Here is a 21,917-nt window from a genome sequence, read left to right as displayed (position 1 = left end):
GCCGTCAAACGCGCCATCCGAGCTATTTACACCGCGTCCACCGCCGATGCCGCTGCAGCCGCGCTGGATGATCTCGATGACGAGTGGGGGCGAGCCTATCCGGCGATGATACGTTTGTGGCGTAACGCCTGGACCGAGTTCATGCCGTTCCTCGACTACGACATCGAGGTCCGGAGGGTGATCTGTACGACGAACGCGATCGAATCGTTGAACGCCCGCTACCGGCGAGCAGTCCGAGCGCGAGGGCATTTCCCCAGCGAGCAGGCCGCGATGAAATGTCTGTACCTTGTCACCCGCAGCCTCGACCCGACCGGACGAGGCCACACCCGATGGATGATGCGCTGGAAGCCAGTCCTCAACGCCTTCGCCATCACTTTCGGTGACCGCTGGCCGGGCGCCGAGCACTACTGACAACATCGCCGGAACCACCGTTCTCGTTACAGACCCGACACCCCGGCCCGTCCGCCCGACGGCGGTGTCGGGCCCGCAGACGTCCAGGACCATTCCGCTGTCCACGTCGAGCAGTGCCGCCGATCGGATCCGCGGGTCGAGGAACAGCGGGCCCAGCACGGCGGCCAGCCCGTCCGTGCGCACGGCGACGGCGTGCCGATGACGTCCCATGGGAGGCGTGGTCGCGGGGGCCTCAGCGCTGCTGGGCGGGGAAGAACGCCTGGCCCTGCGGCTGCGGCGCCCCGGCCTGCGGCGAGGTCATCGCGAACTGCTGCTCGATGACGCGCAGGTCGCGGCGGGCCATCGCCAGGTTGGCCTGGGCACGGTTGAGCACGAGGTAGAAGAACAGCTGCTCGTCGGTGCCGCGGATGATCCGGATCAGGTGGTACTGGGTGTCGAGGGTGATCAGGATGTCCTCGATGTTCTCGCGCAGACCCAGTTTCTGCATGACCTCGAGCTTCGTGCGGACGACCTCGGAGTTCCCGGGCGCGGCGACGTCGAGGTCGAACTCGGGGCTTCCCCCGCGCGATCCCAGCGTCATCCCGCTCTCGAAGTCGACGATCGCGACCGCGAACGCGCCCTTGATGTTGGCGGCCATGTCGAGGGAACGATCGATGTTGTTCATGTCAGGAGCCTTCCGCGCGGCAATCGCCGCGACGATCTCGGGGGAGTCTGCGCCGCGATCCGTTCCGGATTTCATGAAGAATGATCTCGGATCTTTCCGGCGCCGGGGTCGACAACGATAACGCGCAATTCCGGAGCGTCAACACCCCGACGCCGACGACGGGTCCAGCCGGCGCAGTGCGGCGAGGATCCGGGCCATGGTGCCCAGGTCGTCGGCCTACCTGCCGCCCTCGGGGGTGGCTCCGGCGTGCGCGTCGTCACCGTCGGCCGTGGCGGGGGGATCTGCCGCGTCGGAGGGCTCGGCGGGTCCGGGCGCGCGCCGGGGGAGCGGGACGGCCGGCGCCGGGGTGCGCTCGGCGTCCGGCACCGGCGAGGGCGACGGCACCGCGATCGTCGCCGGTGGGGTGTCCACCTGCCCGGGAGGTGACGTGGCGGGGGTGACCGGCCGGACCCGCATCACCGGGCGGGTCGCGACCGGCGCCCCGATGGGGGCCGTGACCTGCCGATCAGTCGCTGTCGATGTCGGTTCCGGCGTGCGCGTCGGTGTCACGCCGGCCGGGCGCAGGGCCCGGCGGGCCAGCGCGACCGGGCTGCCGGACCGGTCGAGGTGGGCGTAGGCGAGCAGTGGGGCCGCGCCGTCGCGGGGCAGCGCTCGCAGGAGGTGGTGGTCGCCCTCCCGGGTGGTGACCACCGCGTCCTCGAACACCGGTCCCGGTCCGCCGACCTGCGCGGCGCCCCAGTCGAGCACCTCCGCGAGGCCGGGCACGGCCCGCTCGCCCGCGTCCGCGACGAGCTCCCCCGTGGCGGGGTCGGCGACGCAGGCGTAGCCCGTCCCCGGCACGCCGAGAACGGTGCGCAGAAGTTCCGACCACGATTCCATCGCCGACGATTCCACCACGTCCTCGGGAGGTCGTCGACGGCGGTGCGCGTCTTTTCCGTCGCACCTTCCCGTCCGTGATTGCGCGGCGCCGTCGACAACGATCCGACGGCTTCCGGGAATGGGCCGTTCGGCTCTCGAATAGTTACGGCATTCGGTTCACCGGGCGCTGCCCGTGGTCAGCCGCAGCTCCGCCCAGCCGCGCATGACGAACCGCGGGCGCCGGACCGGCTCGCCGTCGACGGCGGCGTCGGGCAGGCGTTCCAGCAGCGCGCGCAGCACCTCGGCGATCTCCAGCCGGGCCAGCGGGGCACCCAGGCAGTAGTGCACCCCGGCCCCGAAGCCCAGGTGGGGATTGGGGGAACGGCCGACATCGAGGCAGTCGGCGTCGTCGCCGAAGACCGACGGGTCGCGCCCCGCCGCGCCGAGCAGCGTCGCGATCCGGGTGCCCGCCGGGACCACGTGGCCGGCGATCGTGGTGTCGACGACGGCGGTCCGCTCGAACAGCTGCAGCGGGGCGTCGAAGCGGATCAGCTCCTCGACGGCCGTACCGACCAGTCCGGGGTCGTCGAGCAGCCGCAGCCACTGGTCCGGGTGCCGGAGTAGGGCGTGCACGCCGTTCCCGACGACGTTGACCGTCGCCTCGTGGCCGGCCATCAGGAGCAGCACCGCGGTGCCGACCAGTTCGTCCTCGTCGAGCCGGGTCCGGTCACCGGTCTCGTCGTCGCGCACCGCCAGCAGGTCGGCGAGCAGGTCGCGGCGACCGGCCGGGTCGGTGGCGATCCGCCCGGAGCGGCGCTCCTCGACCAGCTCCCGCAGCAGGGCCGTGAAGTCGGCCGACGCCTGCTCGGCCGCGCGCCGGCCGTCGTCGCCGGGGTCGGGCTCGTACATCCGCACGATCGCGTCGGACCAGTCCCGCAGCGGCGCCCGGCGGTCCTCCGGCACACCGAGCAGGTCGGCGATCACGGCCACCGGCAGCGGGGCGGCGACGAGCTCGACCAGGTCGGCGGGGGCGCCGTCGCGGACGCGGGCCACCAGGTCGTCGACCAGGGCGCCGGCCCGCGCCCGCACCAGCGGGGCCAGCCGCTCGGTGTGGCCGCGGGCGAACGCCGAGGCCACCAGGCGTCGCAGCCGGGTGTGCGGCTCGCCCTCCCGCTCCAGCAGCGAGTTGCGGTGCAGCAGGTTGAACGCGGCCAGCTCGGCCGTGGGCTCGGCGTCGGACCAGATCCGGCCCAGCCCGCGGTCGCGCAGCACGGCCGAACAGGCCGCATGCGTCACCGCGACCGGAACGCCCAGACCGGGGTGGTCGTGGACCGGTCCGGCGGCACGCAGGGCCGCGTAGGTGGGGTAGGGGTCGGCGAGGAAACCGGGGTCGGCCGGATCGAAGGCATGCACGACCCGCTACCTTGCCCGGCGATGGGTAAGAAGACGCGCAACCGTGCCAGCACCGCCGACGCGGGGGACAACCCCCGCCGGCCGTGCCCCTGCGGCTCCGGCAAGCGGTACAAGGCCTGCCACGGCGCCGGTGACGACGTGATCGTCATCCGGCCGTTCGAGGGCCTCGCGGCGGAGCCCGACCTCGTCGCCATGCGGGAGTTCCTCCCGTCGGCGACGGCGCCCCTCCCGGTCCGTTCCGGCGGGCCGGTCACGCTGGCCTCGGTGCTGCCCGGCGCGTCCGCCGCGATCGTGCGCGACAACGGCGAGGTCCTGCTCGGCATGCAGGTCCAGACCCGCTCCGGTGACCTCTCGGCCGACCTGGCCGGGGCGCTCGCCTGGGCGCGCTCGGCCGAGCCGGGATCGTCGCTGCCGGTCGTCGGCGCCGGGCGCCACACCGGTGAGCGGCTGCAGGACGTGCTGGAGCCCGGCACGCCGCTGGAGCCGACGGTGCACGCCGACTTCGCGTGGTGGCTGCCGTCGGAGAGCCCTGACCCCGAGGCGCAGGCGATGCTGGAGCGCGCCAACTCGGTGATCATGCCGACCGAGGCGGTCACCGCCGACGGCGTGCGCGGCGCGTACTGGGTCGACACCGGGTCGAAGGCGCACGTGCGCTGGGTGCGGACCGAGGACGAGACGACCCTGATGGCGGCGCTGGCGCGGCTGTCCGGAGAGGGCGGCCTGGAGCTGGGCGAGGGTTCCCGCTACGCCGGGTCGTTCCGGGCGCACGGGCTGCTCGTCCCGGTCTGGGACGTCGACCGGGAGATGCACTCCTCGGAGTGGGCGGGTCCCGCCGCGGAGTTCGCGAAGCGACTCGACGAGGCGGTGGCCGGGCTGGACGCCACGCCGCTCACCGAGTCCGAGCACCGGGCGCGCGACGTGCTCGCGGGCAAGCAGATCACCCTGCGGTAGTCGAGCGGCGCTGCGGACCGACGGACGGGCGCTTACAGGGCGCCGCCGGCGACCGGCGGGGTGGCCGGGTCGCCGCCCCCGCCGTTCGTCATCTCGCGGGCGACGAAGTCCTCCACGTGGAAGAGGTCGTCCCCGGCGCGGCGGACGATGGTGAGCAGCGTCGTCATCGAGGCGACCTCCTCGACCTGCTCCTTCAGGAACCACTGCAGGAACTGCTCGCCGAGGTAGTCGCCCTCGTCGCGGGCGGTACGGGCCAGCGTGGTGATCTGCTCGGTGACCTGCTTCTCCTGGGTCAGCGCGAGCGAGACGAGCTCCTCGACGGAGGAGAACTCGTTCTGCACCTCACCGACCGACGGGATGGTCGGGGTGAGGTCGTTGTCCATCTGGTACTGGACCATCATCAGCGCGTGGTTGCGCTCCTCGAGCGACTGCGCGTAGAAGTGCGCGGCGAGCTGCGGGAGGTCGGCGTCGTCGAGCCAGACGGCGATGGCGAGGTACTGCTGGCTCGCGGTGAACTCGCTGCGGACCTGGTCGCGCAGCAGGGCGTGGAACTTCGATTCGTCGGTCATGACATCCAGGTTACCGACCGCCGGCGTTTCCTGGAACGGCTCCAGAAAGGGCGTCCGTCTCAGTTGGACAGGGTCACCTTTCCCCTGGTGAGGGCCGCTTTCCCGAGTCAGAACGGGAGGACGCCACCCAGCATCGCGTACCCCACGAACGCCACGACGTCGATCAGCAGATGGGCGCCGACGAGCGGCCACAGCCGGTTCGTCCGCTGCCAGTAGCGGGCGAACACCAGGCCCATGACCAGGTTGCCGACGAACGCGCCGATCCCCTGGTACAGGTGGTAGCACCCGCGCAGGACGGCCGCCGCGAACGCCGAGCGGTTCTCCGACCAGCCGAGCCGCCGCAGCCGGGTGAGCAGGTAGCCGATCATGACGACCTCCTCCGCCCAGGAGTTCGCCGCCGCGGACAGCACCAGCACCGGGATCCGCCACCACTGGTCGGTCAGCGTGCTGGGCGCGACGTCCGGGGTGATCCCGGCGAGCCGTCCGACCAGGTAGAGCCCCAGCCCGGGGATGCCGATCAGCGCGGCGAGGCCCGCCGAGTGCGCCGCGTCGCGCCACGGCCGCCGCCCGTCGAGCCCGACCCGGCCCAGCGCGATGCCCGCCCGCAGCAGCAGGTACGCGGCCAGCGCGCCCCATCCGGCAAGCTGCAGCGCGCGGACCAGCTGGAACGCGAGGTCGATCCACGCGTCGGTGGACGCCGGCGCGTTCAGGGTGACCTGCTGGTCGGCGAGCGGGGCGGGGTTCAGGAGGGCCTCGAGCAGCGACAGCGCGCTGCGCACCGCGGACAGGCCCAGCGTCACGGTCAGGACGACGGCGATCTCCAGGCCGATCAGCCGTCGCTCGCGGGGGTCGGTGGCGACGCCGGGGAAGGACGGGGGCGCCGGGCTCACCCAGTCCCGCAGGGACCCACGCGGTCGTGCCGGGGCCGGTCCGCTCGTCATGGGCCGATCATCGCACCGGTCCCCGGACGGCTCCGCGGGCCGAGCCGTCCGGCGGCGGTCGGTTCGTGCCGCAGCTCGGCGATGCACGGTGCGCGCGGCGATCGATGGCCCGTGATCCACTCCGCGCGCGGTGATCCGTTGTCCGCGCGTGTCCGGACGCGCGCGCCCCGCGGATCACCGCGCGGGCTGCGGATCGGCGCGCGGGTCGGGGAGCACGGGCGGGCGGCGGGCGGCGTGACCGAGCGCTCGTCGGGGCCCGGCCGTGGCCACATCGGGGTGCGTACCCTGGTCCGCGTGATGCGGCTGCTGCTGTCCCCGAGGTGGATGGTCTGGCACGTCCTCACACTCGGCGCGATGGTCACCTGCACCTGGCTGGCCATCTGGCAGTGGGGACGAGCGGGATCGGCGATGGGCTCGGCCCTCAACGTGGGCTACGGCCTGCAGTGGCCGCTGTTCGCCGTCTTCTTCGGCGTCATGTGGTGGCGCTTCCTGAGCATGGAGATCGCCGACCTGCGCGCGGCGGAGGCGGCCGGAACCTCCGGCGACTCCGCGGGGGCGACGGACACGGATCAGGCGCAGGCCGCCGGCGCGGCCCCGTCGCCGGTCGCCGGGACCACCCCCTCCGCGGTCACGACGACGGCCAGGACAGCGGCCGCGACGACAGCCACCACACCGGCCACCACGCCCGTCGTGCCGACGGCCACGACCCCCGACGGGCCGACGGCCGCCCCCACACCGGCCGGGACGACGGCTGCCCCGGCCGGGCCGTCGCCGTTCACGTCCCGCCCGGCGAACGCCGTCCCGCCCCGCAGTACCGACCCGCAGCTGCGGGCCTACAACGAGGAGCTGGCCCGCCTGGCGGCCCGGCACCGGGAGGAGTCCACCCCGTGACCGTTGCGACCGCTCTGAAGGCCTACCGGATCTCCGCCTGGGTCACCGGCGTCGGCCTGCTGCTGCTGACCTTCTACGCGATGCCGGCGAAGTACCTGTTCGGCGACCCGCGCCCGGTCGCGCTGATCGGGATGGTGCACGGGTTCCTGTACATGATCTACATCGTGTGCACGCTGATCCTGGCCGAGCGTTGCCGCTGGAAGCCGGTGTTCGCCGTCGTCATCCTGGCCGCGGGCACGATCCCGGTCGCGTCGTTCGTCGCCGAGCGCAAGGTGACCCGGAAGGTGCAGGCCGAGCACCTGGCACCCGCCGGGCCCTGAGCCCGGCTCAGCGGCCCCCGGCCGGGCAGCCCACCAGCTCGGCGAACCGGCGTTGCAGCTCCTCGGGGGTGTCGGCGGGCGCGGAGAACGCCAGCCGCACGTCCTGGGTTCCGGTCGCGGTGGGCACCCGCACGCGGAGCCCGAAGCGGTCCACGCCGACCGGGCGGACCCGGCCGCCGACGAACCCCAGCCCGTCGGGCAGGTGACGGCGCAGCGCGCACAGCATCTCCGGGTGGGCCCGGTCCAGGTGCTCCAGCCATGCCTGCTCGACCCGGCAGAACGGGTCGGGCTCGGCCGCCGCGAGCTCGGCCGGCGAGACCGGTGCGCAGCCCTCGGCGTCGGAGTACACCGCCGACGACGGGCGCAGCCGCAGCAGGGTGGCGCCGCGGCCGGCGTCGAGGAGGTTGGGGTGCGGGGCCTTCTCGGCGAGCCGCAGGGCCCGCTCCCGGCCGGTCGTCGGATCCGGCTCGCGCAGCGTCCCGACCAGCCACAGCAGCTCCCGGACCGGCTCGTCGAGCGGCACCGGCGTGCTGCCGGTCAGCTCGAGCATCACCGGGAGCCCGCCCGCGGTGAGCCGGGTGCGCTCGCGGAGCACGTGGTCGTCGGGCAGCAGCAGGTCGGTCGTGCCGTCCGGCCAGGTGTAGTGCATCAGCGGCGCACACGGTTCCGGCTCACCGGTGCCGACGAGTGCCGCGCGGCCACCACGGGTGACGAGGCTGCGGGCTCGCTCGGCGACGGCGGGCGTCGGGGGGCGGCGCACTCGGGTCGTTCCCACTCTCACCTCCGATTAGGTAACCCTTACCTAAGCAGGAGGAAGTGTCGCCTGTCCAGTGCCGCGTGACACAGGGGGACAACCCCCTCTGCGTGCGCTCCGTGACCCGACCGTTAGCGTCTGTCGACGTGATGACCGTGCCCTCGGGTTCCTCAGCCGACCCGTGGCCGATCCGTCCGCTGCTCGCCGCGCTGGTCGACGACACCAGCCTGCTGCAGCCGAGGACCGTCGCACCGGGCGTCGACGCCGTCGTGTCGCGCTATCTCGCCGCCCGCGACGGCCACTACGGAGGCCTCGTCGGACGGCTGGTCTGCCCCGCGTCGCAGCTGCCCGCCGTCGTCACCGAGCTCGCCCGGTCCGCGCCGAGCAGGCCCGCGGAGATGGCCCTCGTCGTCGACACCGGGCTGGGCGCGGTGCCGAAGGCGCTGTCGACGGTGTTCTCGCGCTCCAGCCTGCTCACCCCGAGCACCGTCGAGTGCGTCGCACCGCCGGACGTCGACGGGGTGTGGCTCGAGCGCGTGTCGGAGTTCGTGCCGGACGAGGTGACCCCGGTCGTCGAGCCGCGCCGCCCCGTCGAGGGCGACGCCGACGGCACGCTCGCCTGGCTCGCCGCCGTCCGCAAGGTCGCCGAGCACGGCTGCACCCCGAAGATCCGCCTCGGCGGGCCGCGCGCCTCCGACGTGCCGGAGATCGTCGACGTGCACAAGTTCCTGCTGGCGGGCCTGGAGAGCGGCACCGGCGGGATCTCCGCGCAGGGCATCGACCGGATCGTCCGTGAGGACCCGTCCGCCTCGACGCCCCGCGGCCGCCACGGCCTGCTGAACCTGATCGCCGCCGTCGCCCGGATGACCGGGGTCAGCGCCTCGCCCGACCCGGCCGAGGACGCCCTGTCCTGCACCGACGGCGAGAAGCTCGCCCGGGAGCTCGACGAGCTGCCCGAGGCCGCCGTCGAGCAGGTCCGCACCGTCCTGCCGCGCTGCGGGGTCGACCCCGATCCGGTCCCGATCGCCGACCTCGTCGCCCTCGGGCTGCTGGACTGATCAGGACGCATCGGATGCGGATCGGATTCCTGGGGCCGCACGCCACGTTCACCGAGCAGGCCCTGCTGACGCTGCCCGAGTCCCGTGGCGCCGAGCTGGTGCCGCTGCCCGGCGCCCCCGCGGTGCTGGCGGCCGTCCGCGACGGCTCCGTCGACGCCGGCTGCGTGCCGATCGAGAACACCGTCGAGGGCGCCGTCCCGCCGGTGCTCGACGGGCTCGTGGCCGACCCGCCGCTGGTGATCGCCCGCGAGGCCCGGATCGCGGTCCGGTTCTGCCTGATGGGCCGCGCGGGCACCACGCGGGACGCGATCCGCTCGGTCGCCTCCCACGGCCACGGCATCGCCCAGACCCGCGGCTGGCTCGCCGAGCACCTGCCCGCCGCCGAGGTCCGGGTCAGCTCCTCCACGGCGGAGGCCGCCGCCCAGGCCGCCCGGGGCGAGGTCGACGCCGCCGTCGCCGCCCCGCTCGCCGCCACCCAGCACGGGCTGGAGGTGCTGGCCGACGACATCGCCGACAACGCGGGAGCCGTCACCCGGTTCGTGCTGCTCACCCGCCCCGGCCCGCCGCCGCCGCCGACCGGCTGGGACCGCACCACCATCGCCGCGACGACCACGAACCGGCCCGGCACCCTGCTCGGCCTGCTCACCGAGATCGCGGTCCGCGGGATCGACCTGACCCGGATCGAGTCCCGCCCGGTGAAGGACCGCCACGCCGAGTACTGGTTCCACCTCGACTGCTCGGGCCACGTCGCCGACCCGGCGATGGGGGAGGCCCTGGCCGCGCTGCACCGTCGCTGCGACCGGCTGATCTACCTCGGGTCGTTCCCGCGATCCGATCCCGCACCGGCCGCCCCCGCGGCCGGGGTGGGGAGCCCCGTGGCGGCGCTCGGCGTCGCCACCACCGACGACTACGCCGCGTCCGAGCGCTGGCTCGCCGCGGTCCGACGGGGAGCCGACACGTGAGCCACCCGACCGACGACGAGCACGACGGCGCCGCCTCCTTCGCCGCCGTCGGCACCGGCAGCCGGACCGCGCAGGTCCCGCCGGACGACGACATGCTGCGCCTGGTGCTGGTCCGGCACGGCCGCACCCCGTCCAACGTGCGGCACCGCCTCGACACCGCGTTGCCCGGCCCCTCGCTCGACGAGCTGGGCCGCGCCCAGGCCGAGGAGGTCGCCGGCCTGCTCGCCGGCTGGCCCGTCCGGGGCCTGTACGCGTCACGGGCGACCCGCGCGCAGGAGACCGCCGCCCCGATCGGGCGCGCGCTCGGCCGCGGGGTCACCCTGCTCTAGGGCCTGCACGAGGTGTCGGTCGGGGACCTCGAGGGCCGGGAGGACGACGACGCCCGCGCCGCGTTCGACGAGGTCTTCGAGGCCTGGTGGGACGGCGACGTCGACCGCGCCATGCCCGGCGGCGAGTCCGCCCGCGACGTGTGGGACCGGGCGCTGCCCGACCTCGCCGCGGCGACCTCCGGCGTGTCGGAGGGTGCGGTCGTCGTCGTCAGCCACGGGGCGGCGATCCGGGTCCTGTCGCTGGCGCTGCTCGGCGGGCACGACGGCTCCGGGCCCGGCCACTCCGACGTCACCTACGGCCGCGAGCGCCCCGTCCCCAACACCGGCCGGGTCGTGCTGCGTCGCGACCCCGGCGGCTGGGTCCCGGAGCTGTGGGACGCGATGCCCGGCGGGCGGCGCGCCACCCACCGGTAGCGGCCGGGCGGCGGCTCAGCCCCAGCCGAGCTCGTGCAGCTTCTCCTCGGAGATGCCGAAGTGGTGCGCGATCTCGTGGACGACGGTGATCGCGACCTCGTCGACGACCTGCTCCTCGTCGTCGCAGAAGTCGAGGACGGCGTCGCGGTAGACGGTGATCCGGTCCGGGAGCTCGCCGGCGTAGTCCGCCGTGCGCTCGGTCAGCGCGATGCCCTCGTAGAGCCCGAGCAGGTCCGGCTCGTCGGGGTGGCGCGGCTCCACCAGCACCACGACGTTGTCCATCGCCGCGGAGAGCTCGGCGGGCACGAGGTCCAGCGCCTCGCCGACCAGCTCGTCGAACCGGTCGGCGGGCATCGCCACCGGCACGTCAGTTGTCCGACAGCCCGGGCAGGCCGGGTGGGATGTCGAGGTCCGGCCGCCCGGCACCGCTGTCGGGGGCGGCGGGCTGTTCGGCGTCGGGCTGCTGGACCGGGGCCTGCGAGCCCGGGGCCGGAGTGGCCGCACCGTCGGTGGGTGCGCCCCCCGGGGTGCCGGGCGCGGACGGCGCCGGGCCGGCGGGCTGCCCGGACACGACCAGGTTGCCCTTCACCGAGCCGGTGATCGAGGCGAAGCCGCTCTTGTCCGGCAGCAGGGTGCCGATGCTGCAGTTGACCTTGCGGCTGCCCGCCTTCCAGGACTCCTCGGAGAGGTTGCCCCAGTAGACGACGAGCCCCTTGGCGTCGATCACGGTGTCGTTGCCGGCGAAGGTGTTGGCGGCGGTGGTGCAGGCGGGCTGGAGGAACTTGTCCTGGTCCTCGACGGTGGGCCAGGCGTCCGGGAACTGGGTGCCCAGGTCGACCAGCCCGACGGCCTCGGCGGCGTGCGGACCGGCGCAGTCGGTCGGGTCCCCGACGGTGCGGCCGTCGATGGCCAGGCAGGTGCCCACCGGCTGGACCGCGGACTGGTCCTGCGCGGCGACCTTCCCGGTGATCGGGAACATCTCCCCGCTGCGCGAGGCCATCTGCAGGCCGCAGCGCATGCCCTTGTCGCCGCCGTCCCAGCGCTGCTGCGACGGCTTGAGCGCGCCCACCCGGAACTTCCCGTCCGGGTCGAACTTGCCGTTCAGGTACTTCGTGACCACCGGGGTGCAGCGGTCGGCGACGAGCTTCTGCCAGGCCCCGTCCGCCGGGAACGTCGGCTGGTCGGTCAGCACGACCCGCCCCGCCTGCTCGAACAGGTGCGGCCGGGCACAGTCGACGGCGGCGGTGTCGGTCGCGTCGGACCGGGTCCAGTTGAGGCAGGTGCCCGGGGTGTCCGGTGGGGGCGGCAGCGGCGGGGGCTCCTCCACCTTCGGGACCCCGGAGGACGCGAACGACCCCAGGACCGGCACCTCGGCGCCGAGCAGCGAGTCGACCGACGCGACGGTCAGCATCAGCAGCGCGCCGACGAGGATCCCGATCCCGACCCGGCGGGCCCCGAGGAACCCGCTCCGCCCGGCGCCCGCCCCTCCCGAGGCGTCCGACGACCGTCGCCGACGGGTCGGGACCACCGGGGTGGCCGACGGCCGGGACAGCACCGAGGTCGTGCCCTGCCCGCCGTGGACGGCGGTGCGGCCGGTCACGTCGGGCCGGTCGGAGCCGGCGGGGGAGCGGGAATCCATGACGCCCCCATCATGCAGCCGGGGTCGGCCCGGCTTCACCCGGCCGGTGCCCCGGCGCGGCGGTCGGTCGGCCGGATGCTGTGAACGAGCAGGTCCGTCCGGTGCGACGGGGTGGCGCGGCCACTCGTCCGGGTGGTCGTGGGCGAACCGCCGCCGAATCGTCATCCGGGAACGGCCGGTGGTCGTCGGTCGGTCCCGGTACGGTGCGCGCGGGGGGACAGGAGTGACGATGGGGGACCAGCGATGACCGACGGACCGCGCACCGGCGGCGGCCCGGACGACAGCACGCCGCCCGCCGGTACGCCGAGTGCGACACCGGGCGGCGCGCAGCCGTCGGGCTCGCAGCCGGCGACGCCGGCACCGCAGACCGACGGATCGGCGCCGGCGCCGTGGGCGAACCCGCCCGCCGAGCAGCCCGCCGAGGCCCCGCGCGGCCGGATCCGGCAGCAGGACGGCAGCACCACGCCCCGCGAGCCCACGCTCGCCGAGAAGCGCGCCCGCGAGCAGAAGCTGCGCGCGGACCGCGAGGCGGTGCGGCTGAAGGAGGCCCGCTCCAAGACCACCAAGCGGGTGCTGATCGGCGCCGGCTCGACCGTCGGTGTCGTCGCCCTGATCGCCGCGGTCTACGCGGCCTCCGGTGGGGCCGCGGAGGACGAGGAGCGGATCGCCGACGCGCGCTGCGTCGACAACCAGGGCGTCGTCGTGCCGGACGAGAACTGCAGTGGCACCCAGAGCCAGGGGCAGGTGTCCACCGGTGGCGGCGGTTTCGCCTTCGTGCCGATCTTCCTGGGCGGCGGCGGGCGCCAGTACCACTACAACTACGGCGGCGCCGGCGGTGTCGGTCAGGTCGCGACCGGGGGGACCGTGACCCCGCCGCCCAGCGGCACCACGGTCCGCAGCGGCACGACCGGCTCGACCATCGGCTCGGCGACCCGCAGCGGCACGATCTCCCGGGGCGGTCTCGGCGTGGGCGGCGGATCGTCGTCGTCCTCGGGCGGGTCCGGCTCGTCCAGCGGGAGCTGAGGGCGTGCGACGCGAACGCGGCACCCCCCGCCCGGACTGGCAGCGCACCGTCGCCGAGCAGGGGCTCGCCTTCGGCACCCCCGGCCGGGACGGCTCGGGCAACGAGCGGCCCTACTGGGACGAGTCGGTGCACTACGTCTTCGAGATGGACGAGATCCTGTCCCTCGAGGCCGACGTCGAGGTGCTCCAGTCTATGTGCCTGTCGGCGGTCGACCACGTCGTCACCACCGAGCGGTTCCGGGACTTCGCGCTGCCCGAGTGGTGCTGGGAGCAGGTCGCGCAGTCCTGGCGCCGCTCGGACCCGCACCTCTACGGCCGCTTCGACCTGCGCTACGACGGGTCCGGCCCGGCCAAGCTGCTGGAGTACAACGCCGACACCCCCACCTCGCTGCTGGAGGCCTCGATCCTGCAGTGGCACTGGCTGCAGGACGTCCACCCCGGCGACGACCAGTGGAACTCCCTGCACGAGAAGCTCGTCGAACGCTGGAGCGAGCTGAAGGGGCTGCTGCCGTCGTCGGAGGTGCACGTCACCTGGTCCGGCGCCGAGTCCACCGGCGAGGACCACATCACCGTCGGCTACCTCCAGGAGACCGCCGCCGAGGCGGGCCTGGACACCGTCGGACTGTCCATCGAGGACATCGGCTGGGACTCCGCACTGGACCGCTTCGTCGATCTCGAGGAAGCTCCGATGTCGACGGTCTTCAAGCTCTACCCGTGGGAGTGGATGCTGACCGACGAGTTCGGCAAGCACGTCACCCGCAGCCTCCCCGAGACACTGTGGCTCGAGCCGCTGTGGAAGACCCTGCTGTCGAACAAGGCGCTGCTCGCGGTGCTCTGGGAGATGTACCCCGGGCACCCGAACCTGCTGCCCGCCTCGCTCGGCAACCCCGGGATCCTCACCGAGTACGTCCGCAAGCCCCTGCTGGGCCGCGAGGGCGCCAACATCGCGATCGTCGCCCCCGGCTACGAGACCGCCACCGGCGGCGTCTACGGCGACGAGGGCTTCGTCTACCAGATGTTCGACCCGCTGCCCGAGTTCGACGGGTTCCGGCCCTGCCTGGGCGCCTGGCTGGTCGGTGACACCGCCGCCGGCCTCGGCATCCGTGAGACCGCCGGCCTGATCACCGACGACGGTGCGGCCTTCGTGCCGCACCGCATCCCCGAGTCCTGACCGTTCCGCTCTGCTCCGCTCCCTGCACACCCCCGCTCCCGGAGGTACCTCCCGTGATCCTCGCCCAGGCGTTCGACGCCACGTACTGGGGCTTCCTCGGCCGCGGTGTCGGCGCGATCCTGCTCTACGCCGTGATCGGCACCCTGCTCATGCTGATCGGCTTCTGGGCCATCGACCTCACCACGCCCGGCAAGCTCCCGGCGATGGTGCGCGGCGGCCTGCCGAACGCGGTGACCATCACCTCGGCCGGCATGCTGTCGATGGCGTTCATCATCGTCACCGCGATCTACGGCTCCTACGGCTCGCTGCTGCAGGGTGTCGTGTCGTCGCTGGTGTTCGGCCTGATCGGGATCGTCGCCCAGGTCGCCGCGGTGCGGCTGCTGGAGTGGGTGACCGGCATCGACATCGGTGAGGTCATCCAGTCCGACGAGCCGCGGGCGGTCGCGAAGGTCGTCGCGGCCGCGCACGTCGCGCTCGGCCTGATCGTCGCGGTCGCGGTCTTCTAGACGCCCGTCCCGGCCGGACCCGCGTCCCGGCGCCGCTCAGGCCAGGGCGGTCAGCACCTCGACCCTGGCCTGCGGCGGTGGCATCGCGGCGATCTCCGCGCGCACGTCGCGGGCGGCGGCGGCGAGTTCGCCGTCGTGCAGCAGTCTGCGCAGCGCGTCGGCGGTGAACGGGCCGCCCAGTCCGGCGCCGCGGGCCGCGACCAGCTCCGCGTTGTGCCGCCGGTCGCCCGGACCGGGCAGCGCGAGCTGCGGGACGCCCGCGGCCAGCGCGGCGAGCACGTGCGCGGCGCTGCCGTCGTGCAGCACCGCGGCGCAGGCGGGCAGCAGCTCGTCGAGCGGGACCCGCCCGACCGTGCGCACACCGCGTCGGCCGTGGCGCAGCAGCCGCCCCGGGGGCCGGACGAGCACGAGCTCGCAGTCCGGCCCGTCGTCGCGGACGTCGTCCAGCGCGCGTACCGCCGAGGCCTGCAGATCGCCCCGCAGTGGCCCGCCGCCGCGCAGCACCAGCACCCGCGGCCGCACCGAGGGGCCGCTCAGCCACGCCGGCAGCGCCGACCGGCCCGAGCCGCGGGCCCGGCCCGGCCGCACGGCCAGCGCGTCGCGCGCGCCGACCAGGCTCGACGGGGCGATGGTCAGGGCGATCGCCGGTGGCGGGACCCCGCGCAGCCCGTGCCGCAGCCGGGCCCGCTGCAGCGGGCGGGAGTCCAGCAGCGTGCGGACCAGCGCGAACCCGTCGAGCAGACCGTTCTCGTGCAGCACCGCGGGGACGTCGTGCCGGGCCGCCGCGAGCGCCCCCGCGACCGCGAGGGGCTCGTACACCACGACGTCGGGCCGCCACTGCTCGGCGACGGTCACCAGCGCGTCGGTCAGCTCCTCGTTCACCGGGCCGAACAGCGAACGGACCCCGGCGTCGCCGCCGCGCCCGGCCAGCTCGGCCCGCGCGGTCACCGGGTGCGCGACGAGCGAGCGCGCGGCGAGCCTGCCCACCCGCAGGCTGCGCGCGACGTCGATGAACGGCAGCGGGTCCGCCCCGGGGAGCGGGTGCGCGTCGCCGCCGCCGGCGAGCAGCACCTCGTGCCCGGAGTCCCAGAGCGCGTGGGCGAGCGGCAACAGCGGTGTCAGATGCCCCGACAGCGGGGCCGCCACCACCAGAACACGCACCGTCCGAGGGTAACCGCCACACGGTCGTCCGGGGGCCGTCTCCGGGCGGTTCCGTACGCTCTGGGTGTGATCGTCGAGAACGCGCCCCGGCTCGTCGCCACCGACGTCGACGGGACCCTCCTCGACGACGGCGGCGTGGTCACCCCGCGCACCGTCGCCGTGCTGGAGCGGGCGGTCGCCGCCGGCGCCGGGTTCGTGCTGGTGACCGGCCGCCCGCCGCGCTGGATCCCGCCGGTGCTCGCGCGGCTGCCCGAGGGCCTGGTGCGGCTGTGCGTGTGCGCGAACGGCGCGGTGCTCTACGACGCCGTCGACGACGTCGTGCTCGGCGCGCACACCCTGGATCCGGCGGCGATCGGCGAGCTCGCCGCCCTCGCCGCGGAGCTGTTCCCCGGCTGCGGGTTCGGTGTCGAGCGCGTCGGGAACGCCGAGGGTGACGACGGCGTGCGGGGCATCGTCGACCAGTTCCTCACCGACCCCGGCTACGTGCACGCCTGGGGCGAGCACGACGGCGGCTCCACCAGCCGCGAGGACCTGCTCGGACACCCGGCGACGAAGGTGCTGATCCGCTCCCCGGAGCTGACCAGCGAGCAGATGATGACCGCACTCGCGCCGAAGGCGGGCGGGCTGGCCGACCTGACGTTCTCGCACCCGTCCGGGCTGATCGAGGCCTCCGCGCCCGGGATCACCAAGGCGACCGGTCTGGCCGAGGTCGCCCGCCGGCTCGGCGTGACCGCGGCGGACACCGTCGCGTTCGGCGACATGCCCAACGACCGGGAGATGCTGCGCTGGGCCGGGCTCGGCGTCGCGATGGGCAACGCCCACCCCGACCTGGCCGGCCTCGCCGACGAGGTGACCGCCCCGCACACCCACGACGGGCTCGCCGAGATCCTGGAGCGCTGGTTCTGAGCGGACCCGGCGGCGTTCACCTGCCCGTCGACGAGCGGTCATGCGCGGTCCGCCGGGCCGCCCCGGCCCGGCCCACCACCCCGCCCGCGCGTACCATCACCGGCTGTCATCGCCCGCGAGCCGGGTGCCAGCGCCCGCGCCAGGAGGCCCCCACCCGTGGCTGACACGGCAGACACCCTGGACCGGTCCGGTCCGCAACCGCCCGCCGACGTCCCGCCCACCGGCGAGGTCGCCGTGCTGGCGTCCGTGCAGCGCGCTCTCGGAGGCGACACCACCGTGCGCGTCGCCCGCGGGATGTCGCTGTTCGGCGAGCACGCCGCCGGCTGGCTGGCGATCGGCGTCCTGGGTGCCGCGCTGGACCGTCCCCGCCGTCGCGAGTGGCTCGGCTCCGCCGCCGCCGTCGCGGTCGCGCACGGCGCCTCGATCGGGATCAAGCGCGTCGTCCGGCGCCGCCGACCCGACCACCCCGCGGTCCGGGTCCTGGTGGGCACCCCGAGCCGGCTGAGCTTCCCGTCCTCGCACGCCACGTCCACCACCGCCGCCGCCGTGCTCTACGGCGGCCTGCTGGGCAGGCGCTCCCGCCCGGTGGCCGCGGCGGGTGTGGGCCTGATGGCGCTGTCGCGCCTGGTCCTCGGCGTGCACTACCCGACCGACGTCGCCACCGGCACCGCGCTCGGCGCGGCCGTCGCCTGTACCGCGCGACGCGTGATCTCACGCAACCCCACCACCGGAGGGTGAGCGCATGACCAGCACCGACCCCACGAAGGTCGACCACGACGACTCCGAGAAGGAGAAGGTCGCCCGGGCCGCCGACCCGCAGACCCCCGTCGTCCCGGACGCCCCGGACGACGCGGGCGCGCCGGAGGGCCACGAGGACGAGGCGGCCCCGACCGTCGCCGCCGAGCACGCCCCGCACGTGCCGATGGACCCGTCCGAGCGGACCACCGCGATGGTCGCCCGCGGCCTGCTGAAGACGATGCGCCCGCGCCAGTGGGTGAAGAACGTCCTGGTCTTCGCCGCGCCGTTCGTCAGCGGCCAGCTCTTCGACGTGCCGGTCCTCGTCGACTGCCTGATCGCCTTCGTCGCGTTCTCGCTGGCCGCGTCCGGCGTCTACCTGGTCAACGACGCGCTCGACGTCGAGGCCGACCGCGCGCACCCGACCAAGCGCCGCCGCCCGATCGCGTCCGGCATCGTCCCGGTGCCGCTGGCCTTCGTCGCGGCGGGCGTGCTGTTCGCCGGCTCGATCGCGCTGTCGTTCGCGGTGACCTGGCAGCTGATCATCGTGCTCGCCGTCTACGTGGCGGTGCAGCTGTCGTACTGCCTGTGGCTCAAGCACCAGCCGGTGCTCGACATCTGCATCGTGGCCTCCGGCTTCCTGATGCGGTCCATCGCCGGTGGTGTCGCCACCGGCATCCCGCTGTCGCAGTGGTTCCTGCTGGTCACCGGGTTCGGGTCGCTGTTCATGGTCGCCGGCAAGCGCTACGCCGAGATCAACCTCGCCGAGCGCACCGGCGCGAAGATCCGCAAGTCGCTGGAGAACTACACGGCGTCCTACCTGCGCTACATCTGGTCGCTCTCGGCCACCGTCATGATCGTGATGTACGGGCTGTGGGCGTTCGAGATCCGCGAGGACCACAACTCGGTCTGGTCGGTGCTGTCGATCGTGCCGTTCGTGGTCGCGGTGCTGCGCTACTCCGTGGACGTCGACCGGGGGACCGGCGGCGAGCCGGAGGAGATCGCGCTCGGGGACCGGGCGTTGCAGGTCCTGGCGCTGGCCTGGATCGCGATGCTCACCCTGGCCGTCTACAGCTGACGCCGACCGCCTCCCGGGCCCGGTTCCCCGTACGGGGGCCGGGCCCGCGGTGTGTCAGAACCCGTGGTGTCGGCGCCCGGTGTGCCAGGACCAGGTGTGCGCGAGTCCCTCGGCCAGCGGGGTCGGTGCGGGCAGGCCGAGTGCGGCGATCCCGCGCGAGGGGTCGAGGCAGCTGCGGCGCAGCTCCCCGGGCCGGGCCGGCAGGAACTCGGGGGCGAACTCCTCCGGCGCGAGGCCGGCGATCGTCCCGATCGTCGCGGCCAGCTCGACGATCGTGGACTCGGTGCCGGTGCCGACGTTGAACACCTCACCGGCCAGCTCCCCGGCCGCGAGCCGGTCGGCCGACGCGAGCGCCGCCCGCGCGACGTCGCCGACGTAGAGGAAGTCGCGGGTCTGACCGCCGTCGCCGAACACGGTCGGCCGGGCTCCGGTGCGGGCCCGGTCGCAGAACAGCGAGACCACACCGGCGCCGCCCGCCGGGTGCTGGCGCGGCCCGTAGACGTTCGCGAACCGCAGCACCAGTGCCGGCAGACCGTGCGTCCGGACGAAGAACCGGGTGTAGCGCTCCGCGGCCAGCTTGCTCATGCCGTACGGCGACTCCGGCTCGGCCGGCTCGGCCTCGGTCGTCGGCAGGGGAGCGCCGTCGCCGTAGATGGCACCGCCGGTGGAGCACACGACGACCGCGCCCGCACCCGCGTCGCGGGCGGCCTGCAGCACGCTCAGGGTGCCGAGGACGTTGACCGAGGCGTCGTGCACCGGGTCCGCCATCGAGCGGCGCACGTCGATCTGGGCGGCCAGGTGGAACACCGCGTCCGGTCGGAACTGCGCGCCGAGCGCGGTCAGCGCGGCGGTGTCGCGGATGTCGAGCTCGGCCACCGTGACGCCCGGGGCGAGGTTGTCCCGCGTCCCGGCGGAGAGGTCGTCGACGACGAGGACGTCGTCGCCGCGGGCGAGCAGGGACTCGACCAGGGTGGAGCCGATGAAGCCGGCTCCGCCGGTGACGAGCGCGCGCATACCTGCCTTCCTCCGGGGCGGACGGTGTGTGCACCCGGCTGCGGCACACGGTAACCGCGGGTGCCCGGGGCGCCTCAGCCGGTGGAGCGGGCGGGCTCCGTGCCGCAGGCGGTGATCCGGTAGAGCGTGCTGCCGCCCCCGGAGAGGACGGGCTCGAACCCGGGTGCACGGTCGATCTCGGACAGCCCGGGGTAGGTGTCGGCCCGCGGGTCCCACGGCCACCAGGTGACCGGGCCGTCGATGACGTAGCCGACGCCGGTGGCCCGCACCGCGGGACAGACGACGGGGTCGCGGGCGGCGTCGTGCAGCCGCAGCCGGATCAGCTCCTGGTCGGGCGTCCAGGTCCCGGACAGGTGCGGGAAGAGCACCTCGCGCCCGGTCAGCGGGTACAGCAGGCCGTTGCCGCTCCACGGGTTCGCCGCGACGACGGTGCCCGGTTCGGTCGCCCGGCCCGCCGCCTCCAGGAACTCCCGCTGGCCGGGCTGCAGCACCCGGCCGGTCTCGTAGCGGTAGGCGTCGGCAATCACGGCGGCGTGCACGCCGATGCGGAACCCGTCGGTGAGCAGGACCAGCGCCGCGGCGAGGACGGCGACGACCGGGACGGCCGTCAGCCGTCGTCGCTCCGGGGTGGTCTCCGCCCGCCGCACCGCTGTCACCGCACGGGCCACCAGACCCGCCGCGCCGAGCACGCCCAGCGTCGCCAGCGGCACCCCGGTGATCGGGACCATCGCGGCGAGCCGGTGCGAGTCGTTGTACCAGGCCCCGGTCAGCGCGGTGACGAGGTCGCCCTCCCGGGCGACGGCGAGGGTGTAGAGCAGCGCCGAGGTCAGGTGGGCCGGCACCAGCCACGCGGTGCGGGCGTGCCGCAGCGCCAGGACGGCGCCGACCACGACCAGCACCGACACCACGACCAGCTCGGGCCGCTTGTTCGTCCCGTTCCACAGCACACCGGTCAACGCCTCGCGAGCCCCCATCGAGGCCTGCCAGTCGAACGTCCGGACGCTGGCGAGGAAGGGCGACCACGCCAACAGCCACACCACGGCGGCGACCGCGGCGAGCGCACCCGCCGGGGCGAGGGCCGCCGTGGCGAACCGGCGCTCGCGCACGTGCCGGACCGTGCTGAGCCCGGCCGCGACCACCACCGGGGACAGGCCCAGCACGAGCAGGCTGACCGCGGCGTTCGGATGGGCCAGCGCCAGCGCCGGGACGGTCGTCGCACCGAGCAGCAGCGCGCGGATCCGGCCGACCACGCTGTCCCGGGCCAGACCCAGCACGGTCACCACGGCGGCCAGTCCGGCGGGCACCAGGGCCAGCCCGAGCAGGTTGGGCCACAGGACGCCCCAGTTCATCAGCAGCCACGGCATCGCGGTGAACGCCGTCGCGAGCACCGGGGTGACCAGCAGGGCGCCGGCCCGGCGCCCGACGATCTGGCGGACGAGCAGCGTGCAGGACAGCGGCCACACGACGGCCGCGGCGGTGAACGCGGCGAGGTTCGACGCGGCCGGGATCGACGCGCCGGTGCTCGCCACGACGAGCGAGACGACGTCGTGCCAGGCCGCGGGGTAGGCCGACGGCAGGCCGGGGCTGTTCAGCTCACCCAGCGTCAGCGACGACGCGTCGCCGGTCTGCAGGATCCGGGCGACCGCGCTGTAGTGGTAGATCGCGTCGTAGGTCGGGGAGACCGCGTCGACGGGGCCGAACGCGAGCATCACGGTCAGCCAGCCGATCGCGACGGTGACGGCCACGCCGACCGCCAGCGCGATCCCCCCCGAGGGGGCCGTCGGGTCCCGCGCGCAGCAGGAACGGCGGACGGTCGGCGGGATCGCCCGCGTCGTCCCCGGGTCCGGACCGGGACCGGCCCGCCCGCAGCCGGAGCGCCGCGGTCACCGCGGCGCACAGGAGCGCGAGCACGGCGGTGACGCCCAGCACCGGCCACGGTCCCCACGGCACCCCGGCCCGGCCGGCCAGCACGGCGGTGGTCGCGATCAGCGCGACCGACCCCAGCGGCCCGGCGCCCCAGCAGACCGCTCCGCGCAGTCCCGCGGCGCGGGCGACGAGCGCCCCGGGCAGGACGCACCAGGCCGCGGTCACCAGGGCCACGGGGACGGCCTGTGCCCACGTCATCCCCGGCTCCGCGCGTCGTCGATCG

General features: G+C 74.6%; 23 protein-coding genes and 2 pseudogenes. 13 read left to right on the top strand and 12 right to left on the bottom strand.

Features of this window, described 5'->3' with window-relative positions:
- Positions 1-411 (top strand): transposase (locus FVA95_RS11360; RefSeq protein ID WP_193564333.1); only part of this gene is annotated, 411 nt, incomplete at its 5' end.
- A 232-nt stretch (positions 412-643) separates the two neighbouring features.
- Here FVA95_RS11360 and FVA95_RS11355 read toward each other — a convergent pair.
- From FVA95_RS11355 to FVA95_RS11345, 3 genes are all read right to left on the bottom strand, one after another.
- Positions 644-1,075: a hypothetical protein gene (locus tag FVA95_RS11355; RefSeq protein WP_020625014.1), complete on the bottom strand. Its 432-nt coding sequence runs from the start codon at positions 1,073-1,075 to the stop codon at positions 644-646.
- A 216-nt stretch (positions 1,076-1,291) separates the two neighbouring features.
- Complete coding sequence (locus tag FVA95_RS11350) at positions 1,292-1,915, bottom strand: hypothetical protein (RefSeq protein ID WP_149664178.1); 624 nt, start codon at positions 1,913-1,915, stop codon at positions 1,292-1,294.
- 195 nt (positions 1,916-2,110) lie between these two features.
- On the bottom strand, positions 2,111-3,346 hold the full coding sequence (locus FVA95_RS11345; RefSeq protein ID WP_149664177.1) for a cytochrome P450: 1,236 nt from the start codon (positions 3,344-3,346) through the stop codon (positions 2,111-2,113).
- 21 nt (positions 3,347-3,367) lie between these two features.
- On the opposite strand from FVA95_RS11345, the gene FVA95_RS11340 reads away from it, so the two are divergent.
- Entirely contained in the window at positions 3,368-4,297 is a 930-nt protein-coding gene (locus FVA95_RS11340; RefSeq protein WP_149664176.1) for a DUF5926 family protein, read from the top strand.
- A 32-nt stretch (positions 4,298-4,329) separates the two neighbouring features.
- Here FVA95_RS11340 and FVA95_RS11335 read toward each other — a convergent pair whose 3' ends face one another.
- Positions 4,330-4,866, bottom strand: coding sequence for a ferritin (locus FVA95_RS11335; protein WP_149664175.1), 537 nt, complete (start codon positions 4,864-4,866; stop codon positions 4,330-4,332).
- Positions 4,867-4,973: 107 nt separating this feature from the next.
- Positions 4,974-5,807: a CPBP family intramembrane glutamic endopeptidase gene (locus tag FVA95_RS11330; RefSeq protein WP_149664174.1), complete on the bottom strand. Its 834-nt coding sequence runs from the start codon at positions 5,805-5,807 to the stop codon at positions 4,974-4,976.
- A 138-nt stretch (positions 5,808-5,945) separates the two neighbouring features.
- Here FVA95_RS11330 and FVA95_RS11325 point away from each other — a divergent pair, with 138 nt between their 5' ends.
- Both FVA95_RS11325 and FVA95_RS11320 read left to right on the top strand, forming a co-directional pair.
- Entirely contained in the window at positions 5,946-6,698 is a 753-nt protein-coding gene (locus FVA95_RS11325) for a hypothetical protein (RefSeq protein WP_240051419.1), read from the top strand.
- The gene (locus tag FVA95_RS11320) at positions 6,695-7,018 is read left to right on the top strand and encodes a DUF3817 domain-containing protein (RefSeq protein WP_020625020.1); all 324 of its coding nucleotides are present in this window, start codon (positions 6,695-6,697) and stop codon (positions 7,016-7,018) included. Before FVA95_RS11325 ends, FVA95_RS11320 begins: the two co-directional genes overlap by 4 nt.
- Before the next feature lie 7 nt (positions 7,019-7,025).
- Here the strand turns inward: FVA95_RS11320 and FVA95_RS11315 are convergent, their stop codons facing one another.
- Complete coding sequence (locus FVA95_RS11315) at positions 7,026-7,793, bottom strand: DUF2470 domain-containing protein (protein WP_149664173.1); 768 nt, start codon at positions 7,791-7,793, stop codon at positions 7,026-7,028.
- Between the two features lie 128 nt (positions 7,794-7,921).
- Here FVA95_RS11315 and FVA95_RS11310 point away from each other — a divergent pair, with 128 nt between their 5' ends.
- The 3 genes and pseudogenes from FVA95_RS11310 to FVA95_RS32845 all read left to right on the top strand — a co-directional run bounded on the left by FVA95_RS11310 (position 7,922) and on the right by FVA95_RS32845 (position 10,535).
- Positions 7,922-8,830 (top strand): hypothetical protein, encoded by a 909-nt coding sequence (locus FVA95_RS11310; protein WP_020625022.1) that lies wholly within the window; start codon positions 7,922-7,924, stop codon positions 8,828-8,830.
- 14 nt (positions 8,831-8,844) lie between these two features.
- Positions 8,845-9,792 carry a prephenate dehydratase gene (gene pheA / locus FVA95_RS11305; protein ID WP_149664172.1) on the top strand — a complete coding sequence of 316 codons (948 nt, stop codon included), beginning with the start codon at positions 8,845-8,847 and terminating at the stop codon, positions 9,790-9,792.
- A gap of 92 nt (positions 9,793-9,884) precedes the next feature.
- A pseudogene (locus FVA95_RS32845) lies at positions 9,885-10,535 on the top strand (histidine phosphatase family protein).
- A gap of 15 nt (positions 10,536-10,550) precedes the next feature.
- On the opposite strand, the gene FVA95_RS11290 reads toward FVA95_RS32845, so the two are convergent.
- Both FVA95_RS11290 and FVA95_RS11285 read right to left on the bottom strand, forming a co-directional pair.
- On the bottom strand, positions 10,551-10,901 hold the full coding sequence (locus FVA95_RS11290; protein ID WP_205015822.1) for a metallopeptidase family protein: 351 nt from the start codon (positions 10,899-10,901) through the stop codon (positions 10,551-10,553).
- A 1-nt stretch (position 10,902) separates the two neighbouring features.
- Positions 10,903-12,174 (bottom strand): septum formation family protein, encoded by a 1,272-nt coding sequence (locus FVA95_RS11285; protein WP_161992276.1) that lies wholly within the window; start codon positions 12,172-12,174, stop codon positions 10,903-10,905.
- Positions 12,175-12,417: 243 nt separating this feature from the next.
- Between FVA95_RS11285 and FVA95_RS11280 the strand changes: the two genes are divergently transcribed.
- From FVA95_RS11280 to FVA95_RS11270, 3 genes are read left to right on the top strand one after another with little or no spacing between them, the layout of a single operon-like run.
- Positions 12,418-13,197 carry a hypothetical protein gene (locus FVA95_RS11280; protein ID WP_240051418.1) on the top strand — a complete coding sequence of 260 codons (780 nt, stop codon included), beginning with the start codon at positions 12,418-12,420 and terminating at the stop codon, positions 13,195-13,197.
- Between the two features lie 4 nt (positions 13,198-13,201).
- Positions 13,202-14,368 carry a glutathionylspermidine synthase family protein gene (locus tag FVA95_RS11275; protein ID WP_149664168.1) on the top strand — a complete coding sequence of 389 codons (1,167 nt, stop codon included), beginning with the start codon at positions 13,202-13,204 and terminating at the stop codon, positions 14,366-14,368.
- 53 nt (positions 14,369-14,421) lie between these two features.
- Positions 14,422-14,874, top strand: coding sequence for a DUF350 domain-containing protein (locus FVA95_RS11270; protein ID WP_020625029.1), 453 nt, complete (start codon positions 14,422-14,424; stop codon positions 14,872-14,874).
- A 36-nt stretch (positions 14,875-14,910) separates the two neighbouring features.
- Here the strand turns inward: FVA95_RS11270 and FVA95_RS11265 are convergent, their stop codons facing one another.
- Positions 14,911-16,035 (bottom strand): nucleotide disphospho-sugar-binding domain-containing protein, encoded by a 1,125-nt coding sequence (locus FVA95_RS11265; RefSeq protein ID WP_149664167.1) that lies wholly within the window; start codon positions 16,033-16,035, stop codon positions 14,911-14,913.
- Positions 16,036-16,101: 66 nt separating this feature from the next.
- Here FVA95_RS11265 and FVA95_RS11260 point away from each other — a divergent pair, with 66 nt between their 5' ends.
- From FVA95_RS11260 to FVA95_RS11250, 3 genes are all read left to right on the top strand, one after another.
- Positions 16,102-16,941 carry an HAD family hydrolase gene (locus FVA95_RS11260; protein WP_149664166.1) on the top strand — a complete coding sequence of 280 codons (840 nt, stop codon included), beginning with the start codon at positions 16,102-16,104 and terminating at the stop codon, positions 16,939-16,941.
- A gap of 156 nt (positions 16,942-17,097) precedes the next feature.
- A complete protein-coding gene (locus tag FVA95_RS11255) occupies positions 17,098-17,679 on the top strand; it encodes a phosphatase PAP2 family protein (RefSeq protein ID WP_240051417.1) in 582 nt (193 codons plus the stop codon).
- Between the two features lie 4 nt (positions 17,680-17,683).
- Complete coding sequence (locus FVA95_RS11250; protein ID WP_149664165.1) at positions 17,684-18,754, top strand: decaprenyl-phosphate phosphoribosyltransferase; 1,071 nt, start codon at positions 17,684-17,686, stop codon at positions 18,752-18,754.
- Positions 18,755-18,808: 54 nt separating this feature from the next.
- Here the strand turns inward: FVA95_RS11250 and FVA95_RS11245 are convergent, their stop codons facing one another.
- The 3 genes and pseudogenes from FVA95_RS11245 to FVA95_RS33915 all read right to left on the bottom strand — a co-directional run.
- Positions 18,809-19,768: an NAD-dependent epimerase/dehydratase family protein gene (locus FVA95_RS11245; RefSeq protein WP_149664164.1), complete on the bottom strand. Its 960-nt coding sequence runs from the start codon at positions 19,766-19,768 to the stop codon at positions 18,809-18,811.
- A gap of 74 nt (positions 19,769-19,842) precedes the next feature.
- The gene (locus FVA95_RS11240) at positions 19,843-21,591 is read right to left on the bottom strand and encodes a DUF6541 family protein (protein ID WP_368667319.1); all 1,749 of its coding nucleotides are present in this window, start codon (positions 21,589-21,591) and stop codon (positions 19,843-19,845) included.
- Between the two features lie 34 nt (positions 21,592-21,625).
- Positions 21,626-21,892 (bottom strand): annotated as a pseudogene (locus FVA95_RS33915) (DUF6541 family protein); the annotation flags it as partial.
- Positions 21,893-21,917 lie beyond the last annotated feature (25 nt).

This window comes from Pseudonocardia sp. EV170527-09 (assembly GCF_008369905.1).
Taxonomy (GTDB): domain Bacteria; phylum Actinomycetota; class Actinomycetes; order Mycobacteriales; family Pseudonocardiaceae; genus Pseudonocardia.
This window is presented reverse-complemented; position numbering and strand designations above follow the sequence as displayed.

Coding starts and splice junctions, on each gene's coding strand:
- FVA95_RS11245 (WP_149664164.1), bottom strand. CDS start 19,768: ATGCGCGCGCTCGTCACCGGCGGAGCCGGCTTCATCGGCTCCACCCTG.
- pheA (WP_149664172.1), top strand. CDS start 8,845: ATGCGGATCGGATTCCTGGGGCCGCACGCCACGTTCACCGAGCAGGCC.
- FVA95_RS11250 (WP_149664165.1), top strand. CDS start 17,684: ATGACCAGCACCGACCCCACGAAGGTCGACCACGACGACTCCGAGAAG.
- FVA95_RS11340 (WP_149664176.1), top strand. CDS start 3,368: ATGGGTAAGAAGACGCGCAACCGTGCCAGCACCGCCGACGCGGGGGAC.
- FVA95_RS11355 (WP_020625014.1), bottom strand. CDS start 1,075: ATGAACAACATCGATCGTTCCCTCGACATGGCCGCCAACATCAAGGGC.
- FVA95_RS11285 (WP_161992276.1), bottom strand. CDS start 12,174: ATGGATTCCCGCTCCCCCGCCGGCTCCGACCGGCCCGACGTGACCGGC.
- FVA95_RS11310 (WP_020625022.1), top strand. CDS start 7,922: ATGACCGTGCCCTCGGGTTCCTCAGCCGACCCGTGGCCGATCCGTCCG.
- FVA95_RS11335 (WP_149664175.1), bottom strand. CDS start 4,866: ATGACCGACGAATCGAAGTTCCACGCCCTGCTGCGCGACCAGGTCCGC.
- FVA95_RS11330 (WP_149664174.1), bottom strand. CDS start 5,807: ATGACGAGCGGACCGGCCCCGGCACGACCGCGTGGGTCCCTGCGGGAC.
- FVA95_RS11280 (WP_240051418.1), top strand. CDS start 12,418: ATGACCGACGGACCGCGCACCGGCGGCGGCCCGGACGACAGCACGCCG.